A 13,457-nucleotide genomic window follows, 5' to 3' on the forward strand; every position below is an offset into this window, starting at 1 on the left:
GATCAAATCTATACATTTAAAATTGCTATCAAAACACTTTAACAAAAAAACGGGAAGGCGTGTAGGTTACAGGGTTCCTGCCGCCATGGCAGCGATTTTGTCTCCTATCAGCGACCCGATGGCCACTCCCATACCGCCCATGCGTACACCCAGAATAATATTTTCCGTATAGGCGCGGACGATAGGCTGTTTGGTACTGCCGAAGGCCATGATGCCGGTCCACCGGTCGGCGACCGTAAAAGGCCTTCCGGGGATGATCTGGTGGCGCAGCATTTCTTCCAGCTCGTGCTGGATACGGTCGTTGTACCGGAACGCTGTGGAGGTTTCGCCGGAAAAATCCAACTGGCGGCCGCCGCCGAGTAGAATACGGCCATCGAGTTCCCGGAAATAGAAGTATCCTTCTTCGAGGTGGAATACCCCTTTAAAAGGGAGGCCGGGAATCGGTCCGGTGATGAGCACCTGTCCTCTTCCGGGGGTTACTTCCAGCTCCGGCAGCAGCTGACGGGTAAAGGCATTCGTGCATACCAGCAGCTTCCGTGCCTGGAAGACCACCTCCTCCTTCAGTACCTGGTTGGCCACCACCACATTCACGCCGGAGCGGAGGTCTTCCATGCGGGTAACCGGGCACCCTGTCTTTATTTCCACCCCCGAAGCAATGGCTTTGTCGATGAGCGCCCGCATCATCTGCCCGGTGTGCAGCTCCCCTTCATAGTGGTTGCGCACCATGGCCTTCACATAAGCCGGCGCGAAACCAAATGATGAAATCTTATCACTGGCGAGGGAGAAGGCCGGTGTTTCCTCTAACACCGCTGCCAGTATACGGTTTACCTCATCCAGCTGGTGGAGGGCCCATTCTTCACGGGCACCGATCAGCTCATAACTACCGTTTTCCCGGTAGCCGATCCGTTCATCGCCGAGGCGCCTGCGGAGCAGCTGTAGCCCTGTGCGGCGCATGGCCACCAGGTTGAGGACTGCTTCGGCCGGCATGGTCTGCAGATCGGCCAGTATTTCCGTCAGGCTCCCGATACAGGCGAAGCCGGCATTTTTAGTGCTGGCGCCGGTAGGCAGTACCTCCCGCTCCAGTACCAGCACGCGGGCGTCCGGCTCGCGCTCCCGGAGGCTGATGGCCGCAGACAGGCCAACGATACCGCTGCCGGCAATGATATAGTCGTACTGAAGCAGACTTTGTTTCTCCCAATAGCTTAACATCCTACTAAGTTAAACAATTGGCAGCAGGATGCAGGTCAGCATAAACCTGCTTAAAAATCAGTAGATTCGGCATCTCAAAATCAAAAGACCATGATTGAAACCAAAGCTTACGCAGCACAAAATGCTACTTCCCCCCTTGGTCCGTGGAATTTCCAACGGAGAGAAGTTGGTCCTCACGATGTACAGATAGAAATCCTTTATTGTGGTGTATGCCATTCCGATATACACCAGGTACGGGATGAATGGGGTGGTTCAGTGTACCCGATGGTGCCCGGTCATGAGATCGTGGGCCGTATCGTGAAAGTCGGCGACCATGTGACCAAATTCAGCGTGGGTGATCTGGCAGGCGTCGGCTGTTTTGTGGATTCCTGCCGGGAGTGTAATCCCTGTAAGAGCGGAGAAGAGCAGTATTGCGAGAAAGGCAACGCCAGCACCTATAACGGTACAGAGATGGACCGACAGACACTCACCTATGGGGGTTATTCCACCCAGATCGTGGTGGATGAACAATATACCCTGAAAGTATCCGACAAACTGCCCCTCGAAGGTGTAGCGCCGCTGTTGTGCGCCGGTATCACCACCTACTCGCCCCTGCGCCACTGGAAAGTAGGCAAAGGACATAAGGTAGCGGTACTGGGTTTGGGCGGTCTCGGACATATGGCCGTGAAACTCGCCAATTCCATGGGCGCAGAAGTGACCATGCTGAGCACCTCCCCTTCCAAAGAGGCAGATGCCAAAAAACTGGGGGCGCATCACTTTGCGCTGATCAAGGACAAGGAGCAAATGAAAAAGTTACGTAACACGTTTGACTTTATCATCAATACAGTGTCCGCGCCACACGAGTACAACGACTTCCTGAAGCTGCTGACACTCAATGGCGTGATGATTTGTCTGGGCATACCGCCAGAGCCTTCCGAGGTACCTGCTTTTCACCTGATCATGGGGCGGCGCAGCATTGCTGGTTCTCTCATAGGCGGCATCCGGGAAACACAGGAAATGCTGGACTACTGTGCCGAGCATAATATTGTGAGTGATGTGGAAGTGATCGATATCAAAGACATTAACACCGCGTATGACCGCATGATGAAAGGCGATGTGAAATATCGTTTTGTGATCGACATCGCGAGTCTGAAAAAATAATATAGCGTCTAAATTATCATGTAAAAGGCAGGTTATTACCTGCCTTTTCTTTTTACGCTTTACGGATGGCCCTGAAAAAAGATATGCACGTTTCTGCGTTTAACCCCTTATCTTTATTAGTATTAGTGGTAGTGTATGAACAATATGGAAAATCATTGGAATCCGGTACCCACAGGAAACCTATATGATGCCATATTATCAGCTTACTGATTTCAAAAGCAGCTAACTATTCCAACCATGAAATTAAAAACAGATGCCTTACACTCGCTGAAAGACAAACTGCTCAACTGGCAGCAGTTATCTGAGCAGGAGCTGGAAACATATATACGTGAATTTGAAAGAATCCCCCGTGCCGAAGTTTCGACCTTTTACACACCGGTACTTTCCGATAGCGAGCTGGGCGCCTTATTGGTAGCCATTGGTCAGCAATTCCCTGACAATGTCAAACTGCTGATCAATGTTGTTTCGGCTTTAGGCAATATGGTGCTGCGCTACGGCCTAACACCCACAGATGCTATGTTCGACCTCCTGGTGGCCGCGTCCGGTAATAGGAAGGTCAACTTTTACGTAGCGCTGCATATCCGCGTTTTTCCGCAGTATCAGACCTGGGCTAAAAGATGGGAATACCTGTTGTCTGTTCCGGACATTGCACCGAAGAAAAAATCCATCGTTGTTTTTTATGATACCGTAAAGCAGCAGCTGGAGAAACATGATCCGATGTCACTGGAAGTAAAACTGGTTATTATCAAAAAAATCCAGGCAATGCTGAATGAGGAGGATGTGCATCCTTATTTAAAAGACGACTACCTGGCCACTTTACATGCGATAGTTGAACAATAAAAAAAGCCCGTTCATAAAAATGACCAGGCTTATATTACTCTTAAAACAACTATTTGTCAAACTCTAAACAAGATAACCAAACAGGTTATCATCTTTATTCAGTTCGGTGAACTGAAAATTATATTTCCGGAAATTGGCGATGAGGGTATCATAATCCTCTCTGCATTTCAGTTCAATACCTACGAGTGCAGGACCTGTTTCCTTATTATGTTTCTGAATAAATTCAAAGCGGGTGATATCGTCGGTAGGACCGAGGATATGGTTCAGGAATTCCCTGAGTGCGCCCGGGCGCTGTGCAAAGCGAACAATAAAGTAGTGCTTCAGTCCTTCATACAGGAGCGAGCGTTCCTTTATTTCCTGCATGCGGTCGATATCGTTATTGCTGCCGCTGATAATGCAGACCACTTTTTTCCCTTTGATTTCTTCCGCGTAGTCTTGCAGGGCGGTGATAGAGAGTGCTCCGGCAGGTTCTACCACGATAGCGTCTTCATTGTACAGTTTGAGGATGGTGGAGCACACCATCCCTTCCGGCACGAGATGCATTTCATCCAGCACTTCGCGGCATATTTCGTAGTTGAGCGTTCCTACTCTTTTCACAGCAGCGCCGTCAACAAAACGTTCAATTTCATCGAGGGTTACGGGGCCTCCGTTTTCAAAGGCACGCAGCATGGAAGGAGCGCCTTCCGGTTCTATGCCCACAATGCGGGTCTTAGGGCTGTAGGTCCTGAAGTAGGTGCCTGCGCCGGCAGCGAGGCCGCCACCGCCTACGGGTACAAATAAATAATCGATGTTGGTCTGGTCTTCCAGAATTTCCACCGCCACGGTGCCTTGTCCTTCAATAATTTTAGCGTTATCAAAAGGAGGGATGAAGGTCATGCCGTTGGCAGCAGTGAAGGCTTGCGCTTCTGCGGAGCAGTCGTCGAAAGTATCGCCGGTGAGGCGTATTTCGATGTTATCTCCTCCAAACATGTTGACCTGATTTACTTTTTGCTTTGGTGTGATGATCGGCATGAAAACCACGCCTTTGATGTTCATGGCTTTACAGGCATAGGCAAAACCTTGTGCGTGGTTACCGGCGCTGGCGCAGGTAACCCCTTTCGCCAGCAGATCGGCAGGCAGGCTGCTGATCAGATTATAGGCCCCACGGAGTTTGTAAGAGCGTACAATCTGCATATCCTCTCTTTTCAGATATACATCACAGTTATAGCGACGGGAGAGCGTGGCGCTATAAGTCAACGGCGTGCGGTTCACCACAGGCTTCAATTTCACCGACGCATCGAGGATATTGAGCGGGCTAACGCCAGATATTAAATTAGAGGACATATTAAATCATTTGAAGATTTGGTTATTTAATTATTTAGCCATTGATAGTATGCTGTCAATGGCTAAATAATTAAATAACCAAATCATAAAATATTATGCGTTCGGTCTGAGCTTACGAACAGCTGCACCAGCCTGCCACATTTCGCTTTCGCGCAGTTCTTTCAGTTCTTCGTTCAGTTTCTCGCGGTAATCCGGAGTGCTGTTGGAAGCGATAGAACGGGCAGCTTCTTTACCGGCAGCTACGCTGGCGTACAGTTCATCAAATACTGGTTGCGTAGCGTCTTTGAACTTCTTCCACCAGTCGAGCGCGCCGCGTTGAGCAGTGGTAGAGCAGTTAGCATACATCCAGTCCATACCGTTTTCAGCAACGAGTGGCATCAGGGACTGTGTCAGTTCCTCTACTGTTTCGTTGAATGCTTCAGACGGAGAGTGACCGTTTCTACGCAGTGTTTCGTATTGAGCAGCGAAGATACCCTGGATACAGCCCATCAGTGAACCACGTTCGCCGGTGAGGTCGGAGTATACTTCTTTTTTGAAATCTGTTTCAAACAGGTAACCGGAGCCAACGCCGATGCCCAGTGCTACTGCGCGTTCTTTAGCGCGGCCGGTAGCGTCCTGGAAGACAGCGAAGCTGGAATTCAGGCCCTGACCAGCGAGGAACAGGCGGCGCAGAGAAGTACCGGAACCTTTAGGCGCTACCAGGATTACGTCTACATCAGCAGGCGGAATGATGCCGGTCTGATCTTTATAGGTGATACCAAATCCATGGGAGAAGTACAGTGCTTTACCAGGATTCAGGTGTTGTTTCAGGGTAGGCCACAGGGTGATCTGACCTGCATCGGACAACAGGAACTGAATGATAGTACCTTTGGCAGCAGCTTCTTCGATATCGAATAAAGTTTCGCCCGGAACCCAGCCATCAGCGACAGCTTTATCCCATGTTTTGGAATTTTTGCGCTGACCAACGATAACGTTGAAGCCATTATCTTTCAGGTTCAGTGCCTGGCCGGGGCCTTGTACACCATAGCCGATAACAGCGATGACTTCGTTTTTCAGGACTTCCCGTGCTTTTTCCATTGGGAACTCTTCCCTGGTTACTACTTCTTCGAGTACACCTCCAAAATTGATGGTTGCCATGTTTTGTGTTTTTAGCTTTTAGCTACTAGCCATTAGCTATTAGCTGTAAAATTTAAGTAAATGAATAAAGGGCTTGTTTATGTTGCAGCTTCCGGCAGCTTACGCTTCCGATGATGCCTGCAGTTCTTTCAGGTGTTCGTGGAAACGGCGGCTCCATTTCACAATGGCCACCCTTCCGCTTTTGGAATATTCTATCAGACCATAGGGCTCCAGCTTTTTGATGAAGTCTGTCAGCTCCTGCTGGTGGCCGGTTTTCTCGATCACGAAATAGTCTGCCGTTATGGTCAGGATACGTGCCTGATGATCACGGATCAGCCGTTCGATATCACCGGATTCCAGTGACTTGGTGGAAATCTTATACAATGCCAGTTCCTGGTACACCACTTCATCTTCCTCGTGTACAAAGGCACGGTGAATTTCAATCAGCTTTTCGATCTGACCGACCACCTTATCCAGCTTTTCACGTGTAGACATTACCGTTATGATAAACTTATACACGCCAGGGATCTCTGTTTCAGCAGTTGTCAGACTGGTGATATTGATCCCTCTGCGGGTGAAGATAATGGTGATACGGTTGGTGATACCTATACGGTCTTCCGTATAAACCGTGACTGTATATTCTTTTTGCATAAAAACAGCTTGGGCATCCTCCCTCCTGTTTATGGCCTTTGGCCGGTGAAAAAGAGAGGCAATTCTTGTAAAAAATTTATTTACTGATCTGTTATAATCGGGTGGTACTACTCCAGTCTGATAGTGGAAACAGGGGCGCCGGCAGGCACCATCGGGAACACGTTGTCTTCTTTTTCCACCACTACTTCCAGCAGGTAAGCGCCGTCGGTAGCCAGCATTTCATCAATAGCTGCGGAAATATCTTCTCTGGCAGTGACTTTTTTGCCCGGGATAAAAAATCCTTTGGCGATCTGAACGAAATCAGGGTTGACCATCTCAGTGGAAGAGTAACGTTTGTCGAAGAACAACTGCTGCCACTGGCGTACCATGCCGAGGAAGTTATTGTTCAGGATCACGATCTTCACGCCGATTTTAGACTGGTAGATAGTACCCAGTTCCTGAAGGGTCATCTGGAAGCAGCCATCACCGATAACGGCTACGACTTCTTTTTCCGGTGTGCCCATTTTAGCGCCCATGGCAGCAGGCAGGGAGAAGCCCATGGTGCCCATGCCTCCGGAGGTGATATTGGTATTTGGATTTTTGAAGCGATAATAGCGGGAAGCAATCATCTGATGCTGTCCTACGTCTGTTACCAGTACCGCTTCTCCTTTTGTTTTTTCGGAGATCAGGCGTACCACTTCCGCCATTTTCAGTTCACCGGCTTCAGGATACAGTTCACCGTGTTGAACCTTATCGTATTCTTTTTGATGGGCCGCTTTGAATTCAGCGAGCCATTCGTCATGGTTGGCAGGCTGTACATCTGTTACCAGTGCTTCCAGCGCTGTTTTGGCGTCAGCGTGTATGGCTACCTCCGCCGTGATGATTTTGTTTATTTCTGCCGCATCTATTTCGATGTGGACAACTTTTGCTTTGTTGGCATAAGAGGCCACGTCGCCGGTTACACGATCATCGAAGCGCATACCTACTGCGATGAGCACGTCGCATTCGCCGGTGAGCACATTCGGTCCGTAGTTACCATGCATACCCAGCAAACCTACATACAGCGGGTGGTCTACCGGAACAGCCGACAGGCCGAGCAAGGTGGAAGCCATCGGTATGTGTGCTTTCTCTGCCAGGGCTATCAGGGCTTTTTCAGCGCCGGACAGCAATACGCCGTGGCCTACCAGCAGGAAAGGTTTTTTTGCTTCGTTGATCAGTGCAGCCGCCGCTTTTACAGCGTCCTGTTTCAGTTCAGGCACTGGTTGATAACTACGTATATGCGTGCACGGTACATACTCATATTCGAATTCGCCGAACTGTGCGTTTTTGGTGATATCCACCAGCACGGGGCCCGGGCGGCCGCTACGAGCGATATAAAAAGCTTTGGCGATAGCGCCGGGGATATCTTCCTGGCGGGTCACCTGTATATTCCATTTAGTGATAGGCATGGTAATACCGATCACGTCTGTTTCCTGGAAAGCGTCTGTACCCAGCAGGGAAGCAGCCACCTGACCGGTGATGCATACCATGGGAGTACTGTCCATATACGCGTCTGCAAGGCCGGTGACCAGGTTGGTAGCGCCCGGACCGGAGGTGGCAAAGGCCACTCCTACTTTACCGGAGCTACGGGCATAACCCTGGGCCGCATGTGTAGCACCCTGTTCATGCCGTACCAGTATATGATGTACCTGGTCCTGGAAATCATACAGGGCATCATAGATAGGCATGATGGCCCCGCCGGGATAACCGAAGATGGTGTCCACTCCTTCGGCGATGAGGGAACGGATCACAGCTTCTGAGCCGGTAATTACAGGCTTTGCAGACAACCGCTTATCAGCTTTCTCAGCTTTCATCGGTAACACATCCTTCTGTTGCATTTTTTACAAGTTTTGCGTACTTAAATAAGATTCCATTGGATACCTTCAATGCCGGAGCGGTCCACCGGGCCCTGCGGGCAGCCAGTTCTTCGTCGCTCACTTTCATATTGATTGTATTGTTCACTGCATCTATTTCGATGATGTCGCCGTCTTCTACCAGTGCGATGTTACCACCTTCAAAGGCTTCCGGCGTAATGTGACCTACCACGAAACCATGGGTACCACCGGAGAAGCGGCCGTCGGTGATCAGTGCCACGCTTTTGCCTAATCCCACGCCCATGATGGCGCTGGTAGGCTTCAGCATTTCAGGCATACCTGGTGCGCCTTTCGGGCCTACCTGGCGGATCACCACCACATCGCCTTGTTTCACTCTTCCGGACTGAATACCAGCGATGAGTTCAAATTCACCGTCGAACACGCGCGCAGGTCCTGTGAACTGTTCGCCTTCCTTACCGGTGATTTTAGCAACGGAGCCTTTTTCGGCGAGGTTGCCATATAATATCTGGATATGACCGCTGGCTTTCAGTGGCTTCTCCGTGGGAACGATAATATCCTGTTGGCCGAAATCAATGTCCGGAACGCTTTCCAGATTTTCAGCCACGGTTTTGCCGGTCACGGTGAGACAGTGACCATGCAGGAGACCTTGTTTCAGCAGGTATTTCATGACTAACGGAACACCGCCGATGTTGTGGAGATCTTCCATGAGGTATTTACCGCTTGGTTTCAGGTCTGCTATCAGCGGGGTTTTGTCGCTCGACTGCTGGAAATCTTCCAGTGTCAACGGCACGCCCACAGATTTTGCGATAGCGATAAAGTGCAGTACCGCGTTGGTGCTGCCACCCAGGGCCATGATCACGGTGAGGGCATTTTCAAAAGCCTCTTTGGTCATGATGTCTCTGGGTTTAATATCTTTTTCAAGGAGCAGGCGGATGTATTGGCCTACGATGGCGCATTCTTCCTTTTTTTCCTTGCTCAGTGCGGGGCTGGATGAGCTGTAAGGCAGGCTCATACCCAATGCTTCGATAGCGGAAGACATGGTATTGGCCGTGTACATACCGCCGCAGGCGCCGGCGCCGGGGCAGGAGTTTTGTACGATGCCTTTAAAGTCGCCTTCATCAAGCGTGCCGGCCATTTTCTGACCCAGCGCTTCGAAAGCGGAGATGATGTTGAGGTCCTGGCCTTTGTATTTACCAGGTGCGATCGTACCGCCGTACACCATGATGGACGGGCGATTGAGGCGGCCCATGGCCATCAGGGAGCCGGGCATATTTTTATCACAGCCAGGTACGGTAATGAGCGCGTCATAGTACTGCGCGCCACAAACAGTTTCAATGGAATCAGCGATCAGATCGCGGCTTACCAGGGAGTAGCGCATACCGGGCGTACCGTTGCTCATGCCGTCGCTGACGCCGATGGTGTGGAAAGTAAGGCCGACCAGGTTGTTAGCCCAGACGCTTTTTTTCACATCCTGTGCGAGGTCATTGAGGTGCATGTTACAGGTATTACCATCATAGCCCATGGAGGCGATGCCGACCTGAGCTTTTTTCAGGTCTTCTTCAGTGAGGCCGATACCGTAGAGCTGTGCCTGCGCAGCGGGCTGCGTAGGGTCCTGTGTAATCGTTTTGCTGTATTTATTTAATTCCATTGCTGTTGTTATTACCCGGATTACCAACTGTTTATAGTAATCCTATTTTAAAAATCCATCACAAATTACCCGGTGAGGCCGGCAAATTCAAACCAAATATTTTCGGTAAACCGGTTTTCAAATCTGCCTTCGGTTCTTTCAAACCCTTTACTGTAGCGGATTCTCTGTTTTTCGTTTTACAAGGTCCAAGGGAAGCTTTTAGCTTTTAGCTGTCAGCATTTAGCACTGACAGCTAAAATACTAACAGCTAAAGGCTATGCTAATTGTGCTTCGCGTTGGAATGTTTTGTCGAGCACTCTTGCTTTATATGCTTGTTGTAATACTTTTCCGAGAGAGGAAGCCCATGGTTTACCGAAAGCCTGTCCGTCGATAGATTCGAGACCCACCACTTCTGCAGCGGTACCGCAGAAGAAGGCGGCGTCAGCTTGTTTTAATTCATCGATGGTGAACAGTTTTTCTTCGAGTGGGATTTGCAGTTCGTGGCAAAGTTCGATAACGGTGGCGCGGGTAATGCCGGGGAGAATGTTACCGGGAGGAGGTGTGAAGATTTTGCCGTCTTTTTCAAAGAAGATGTTAGCACCCGGGCCTTCCGCAACGTTACCATTCATATCCAGCAGCAGTGCTTCGTCGTATCCTTTTTGTTTTGCTTCCTGCGATGCCAGTATCGAGTTTACGTAAAGGCCGGCCGACTTGGATTCTATCTGGAATGCTTTCGGGTTCGGTCTTTCGAAAGAAGATGTCATGATGCGGAGGAGTTTTTCACCGAGGTAAGCACCCCATTCCCATGCGCAGATGAGTATATTGGATTCGCTCGCTGCTTTCAGGGTCATGTTCGGCGGACAGAACACCAGCGGGCGGATGTAGGCTTCTTCCATGTTGTTCATCTCCAGTACCTTGTAACAGGCAGCGATCAGTTCTTCGTTGTCGAATTTGTAGGGGATGTGGATCAGTTCACAGGAGCGCTTCAGGCGGTCGAAGTGTTCTTTCGCTTTGAAGATTTTTACTTCTCCGTTGGCTGTTTTGTAGGCACGGATACCTTCAAACACGGCGTAGCCGTAGTGAAGCGATTGACCGAAAAGGTCTGTGGTGGCTGCTGTTGCTTTCAGATACTCACCGTCGAGATAAAGAAAGGTGTCGTTGTTGTAATAGCTATACATAAAATTGAATTATTAGCGTCAAAATGTTGTGGTCAAAAAAAAAGCCTTCCTCTTTGCGGAGGAAGGCGTATATCGATTTTGATTATGCACGTGTACCTATCCTCCGTAATGGTGGCTAATAATGACAACGACGATAATCACGACCTTCGTGATAGCCCAGTTGAGCTGAGGTACGATGTGATTAAGTTTTATATTGTCTTTATTTACCCACATAAGGAGGCGATTATTGTTTGTATCAGTACAAATGTATTCGTGAAAAAAATAAAAAACAACAAAGGGCAAAATATTTCGTCAAAAATTAATCCCTTTATATGTTTTTGAAAATATTCAAAAAAAGAAGTCGATTATTAATTCGTTTCTAACAAATTATCAAAACCGGTTATCAAATACTAACAACCAACTGATCCCGGAAAGCAGGGGGAAGCGTAGAAGGTGGCAAAAAAAATCCCGGTGCGGAAAAGCACCGGGACTTTGAATGATTTCATTTAATTGTTCACTAGTCTAAACCTGTTCACTTACATGGAGGCATTTGTTGATGATGGCCTGCAATGTGTCTTGTTTTTCTATGAGGCGCTTCAGCAGTACGAGCTGATTGTGTGCGCGATCAAAGTTGTGCCGGGCGTACTTAATCGGGTAATACACATCACCGTTGAGATAATCAGTGAGGAACCGGATACCCTGCATGTAGATCATGAACTTTCCTGCAAAGAAGAGCTGTTCTTTTTCCACTTTGGTGAGAGCGCCGCCGATTTCTTCGAGATATCCCTGCATGAGGGCTTCAAAGTATTCATCGCGGACAACGATCTGGCTGACATCAGGCTCTTCTTCGGAAACGGGGCAGACATAGGTGCGTACCATGTCTCCGAGGTCTGAGATGATTTTTCCCGGCATCAGTGTATCCAGGTCGCAGACGCAGATACCTTCATATGTGTCTTTGTTGAGCAGCACATTGTTGATTTTGGTATCATGGTGCATCAGATGGTCCCTGAATTCGGGATTTGTTTTCAGCTGTTCGTAGGTGACTGCGATATCGGAGTAGCGGAGGAATTCATCAATCAGTTCTTCTGCTGCTGCCTTTCTGTCTTCCCTGGTATTGCGGATCGCTTCCTGAAAAGCGGCATACCGGAGGGTGAGATTGTGAAAGTTCGGAATTGAAGCTTTAAACGGCTTCAGGTCGATGCCCGAAAGGTAATTGGCAAGGCGGCCAAACTGCTTGGCGGCTTCATATGCCTGCTTTGGGTTATCTGCCTGATCCACCGTCACAGAACCGGCAATAAACGGAATCATTCGCCAGTATTCGTTGTCCATTACAAAGAGCTCTTCCCCGTTGACCGTGGGTATGGGCGTAATGAACAGATACGCCGGATGATGTGTAGCGAGATAATCGGCTGCCATTCTCTGATTAGCGGCTATTATCCCGGGTTCCTTAAATACGTTTACATTGATTTTCTGTAAAACATATTTGCTGCCGTCCTCCTTCTTTTCGAGCAGAAAAGTGTTGTTGATGTGTCCGGATCCGAATCTTCGGACGTTTAATCCTTCAGGCTCCAGTCCGAAAGCCTGAAGGATTAATTTGTTGGGTGTTATTTCCATAAATTGTCGGGATATGCTCCGTTTTTAACCAATTCTGACAGACTGGCCTGAACACCGGGTGCATCTTCCTTGTAAGTAACCCCAAACCATTTCGCTGTGGTAGGTAACACTTTTACCTTACCCAGGTCACGACGGATAAATTCGTCAGCCACGATCGGAATAAAGAACTCCGATTTAGGATTGGTGCCGTTTTTCTCCAGGAACTCGTTGAACAGCGACTGGCTGATGTCAAATACGCTCGGATGGAAACCCCAGAAGTTCATGGAAACCGGCGTTTCAGCACCCAGCGGGTGTTTGCTGCCATCGGCTTCTTCATAAACGATCTGGCCATTGTCAGTATAAATTTTTGTTCTTTCATTGATCGCTGACAGGAAACCGGCGCCGTCTACTGCGCAAACACCGCGGGACACGGAACCGTGCTCACTTACTGTTTTGCCCAGTTCATACCCTACTACGCTGTAGATATCTGCTTTGGCTTCGCCCTTCAGGAAATCAGCCATTTTCACGAAAGCATCCGCTCCGTAAAAATCGTCCGCATTGATCACGGCAAATGGCTCCTGGATAGCATTTTTCGCACACAGAATAGCATGTGCAGTACCCCATGGCTTGGTACGGTCGCCCGGGATCTGATAACCACCGGTGAAAGAATCCATGTTCTGGTACACATAATCCGTTGCTACACGGCCTTTGAGCTTAGGTTCAAAGATCTCTTTAAACTCTGTGGCAAAGTTTTCCCGGATAATAAATACGATCTTGCCAAAGCCGGCACGGATAGCATCGTAAATAGAGTAGTCAATGATAGTCTCTCCACTGGGCCCGAAAGCCTGGATTTGCTTCAAACTGCCATATCGACTGGCCATACCGGCCGCTAAAATCAATAAAGTCGGTTGCATTTTTCTGATATTATTTTATAATTTTCAATGTTTT

General features: G+C 49.0%; 11 protein-coding genes. 2 read left to right on the top strand and 9 right to left on the bottom strand.

Translation table 11 applies throughout. The features are described 5' to 3' along the window. Nucleotides 1-66: 66 nt before the first annotated feature. A complete protein-coding gene (locus ICL55_RS17340) occupies nt 67-1,209 on the bottom strand; it encodes an NAD(P)/FAD-dependent oxidoreductase (RefSeq protein WP_188099506.1) in 1,143 nt (380 codons plus the stop codon). A 90-nt stretch (nt 1,210-1,299) separates the two neighbouring features. Here ICL55_RS17340 and ICL55_RS17345 point away from each other — a divergent pair, with 90 nt between their 5' ends. Together ICL55_RS17345 and ICL55_RS17350 are read left to right on the top strand one after the other, a co-directional pair. Next, on the top strand, nt 1,300-2,349 hold the full coding sequence (locus tag ICL55_RS17345) for an NAD(P)-dependent alcohol dehydrogenase (RefSeq protein WP_223151484.1): 1,050 nt from the start codon (nt 1,300-1,302) through the stop codon (nt 2,347-2,349). Nucleotides 2,350-2,586: 237 nt separating this feature from the next. Further along, on the top strand, nt 2,587-3,189 hold the full coding sequence (locus tag ICL55_RS17350) for a hypothetical protein (RefSeq protein WP_188099507.1): 603 nt from the start codon (nt 2,587-2,589) through the stop codon (nt 3,187-3,189). Between the two features lie 63 nt (nt 3,190-3,252). Here the strand turns inward: ICL55_RS17350 and ilvA are convergent, their stop codons facing one another. The 8 genes from ilvA to ICL55_RS17390 all read right to left on the bottom strand — a co-directional run bounded on the left by ilvA (nt 3,253) and on the right by ICL55_RS17390 (nt 13,423). Beyond that, nucleotides 3,253-4,512, bottom strand: a complete 1,260-nt coding sequence (ilvA, locus tag ICL55_RS17355; RefSeq protein ID WP_188099509.1) for a threonine ammonia-lyase IlvA — start codon at nt 4,510-4,512, stop codon at nt 3,253-3,255. Between the two features lie 93 nt (nt 4,513-4,605). Next, nucleotides 4,606-5,649: a ketol-acid reductoisomerase gene (gene ilvC / locus ICL55_RS17360; protein WP_188099511.1), complete on the bottom strand. Its 1,044-nt coding sequence runs from the start codon at nt 5,647-5,649 to the stop codon at nt 4,606-4,608. A 99-nt stretch (nt 5,650-5,748) separates the two neighbouring features. Next, nucleotides 5,749-6,279: an acetolactate synthase small subunit gene (ilvN, locus tag ICL55_RS17365; RefSeq protein ID WP_169228727.1), complete on the bottom strand. Its 531-nt coding sequence runs from the start codon at nt 6,277-6,279 to the stop codon at nt 5,749-5,751. A gap of 107 nt (nt 6,280-6,386) precedes the next feature. After that, nucleotides 6,387-8,135 carry a biosynthetic-type acetolactate synthase large subunit gene (gene ilvB, locus ICL55_RS17370; protein ID WP_246496415.1) on the bottom strand — a complete coding sequence of 583 codons (1,749 nt, stop codon included), beginning with the start codon at nt 8,133-8,135 and terminating at the stop codon, nt 6,387-6,389. Beyond that, the gene (ilvD, locus tag ICL55_RS17375) at nt 8,101-9,780 is read right to left on the bottom strand and encodes a dihydroxy-acid dehydratase (RefSeq protein WP_188099514.1); all 1,680 of its coding nucleotides are present in this window, start codon (nt 9,778-9,780) and stop codon (nt 8,101-8,103) included. Before ilvD ends, ilvB begins: the two co-directional genes overlap by 35 nt. A gap of 254 nt (nt 9,781-10,034) precedes the next feature. After that, nucleotides 10,035-10,937 (bottom strand): branched-chain amino acid transaminase, encoded by a 903-nt coding sequence (locus ICL55_RS17380; RefSeq protein WP_188099517.1) that lies wholly within the window; start codon nt 10,935-10,937, stop codon nt 10,035-10,037. A gap of 501 nt (nt 10,938-11,438) precedes the next feature. Next, nucleotides 11,439-12,530, bottom strand: coding sequence for a phosphotransferase enzyme family protein (locus ICL55_RS17385; protein WP_188099519.1), 1,092 nt, complete (start codon nt 12,528-12,530; stop codon nt 11,439-11,441). Next, nucleotides 12,521-13,423 (bottom strand): nucleotidyltransferase family protein, encoded by a 903-nt coding sequence (locus ICL55_RS17390; protein ID WP_188099521.1) that lies wholly within the window; start codon nt 13,421-13,423, stop codon nt 12,521-12,523. Before ICL55_RS17390 ends, ICL55_RS17385 begins: the two co-directional genes overlap by 10 nt. Nucleotides 13,424-13,457: the final 34 nt, after the last annotated feature.

The organism is Chitinophaga varians, from assembly GCF_014529945.1.
GTDB lineage: Bacteria > Bacteroidota > Bacteroidia > Chitinophagales > Chitinophagaceae > Chitinophaga > Chitinophaga varians.

Excerpts from the sequence above, each read along its gene's own strand:
- ICL55_RS17340 (WP_188099506.1), bottom strand. The coding sequence starts at position 1,209 with ATGTTAAGCTATTGGGAGAAACAAAGTCTGCTTCAGTACGACTATATC.
- ICL55_RS17345 (WP_223151484.1), top strand. The coding sequence starts at position 1,300 with ATGATTGAAACCAAAGCTTACGCAGCACAAAATGCTACTTCCCCCCTT.
- ICL55_RS17350 (WP_188099507.1), top strand. The coding sequence starts at position 2,587 with ATGAAATTAAAAACAGATGCCTTACACTCGCTGAAAGACAAACTGCTC.
- ilvA (WP_188099509.1), bottom strand. The coding sequence starts at position 4,512 with ATGTCCTCTAATTTAATATCTGGCGTTAGCCCGCTCAATATCCTCGAT.
- ilvC (WP_188099511.1), bottom strand. The coding sequence starts at position 5,649 with ATGGCAACCATCAATTTTGGAGGTGTACTCGAAGAAGTAGTAACCAGG.
- ilvN (WP_169228727.1), bottom strand. The coding sequence starts at position 6,279 with ATGCAAAAAGAATATACAGTCACGGTTTATACGGAAGACCGTATAGGT.
- ilvB (WP_246496415.1), bottom strand. The coding sequence starts at position 8,135 with ATGCAACAGAAGGATGTGTTACCGATGAAAGCTGAGAAAGCTGATAAG.
- ilvD (WP_188099514.1), bottom strand. The coding sequence starts at position 9,780 with ATGGAATTAAATAAATACAGCAAAACGATTACACAGGACCCTACGCAG.
- ICL55_RS17380 (WP_188099517.1), bottom strand. The coding sequence starts at position 10,937 with ATGTATAGCTATTACAACAACGACACCTTTCTTTATCTCGACGGTGAG.
- ICL55_RS17385 (WP_188099519.1), bottom strand. The coding sequence starts at position 12,530 with ATGGAAATAACACCCAACAAATTAATCCTTCAGGCTTTCGGACTGGAG.
- ICL55_RS17390 (WP_188099521.1), bottom strand. The coding sequence starts at position 13,423 with ATGCAACCGACTTTATTGATTTTAGCGGCCGGTATGGCCAGTCGATAT.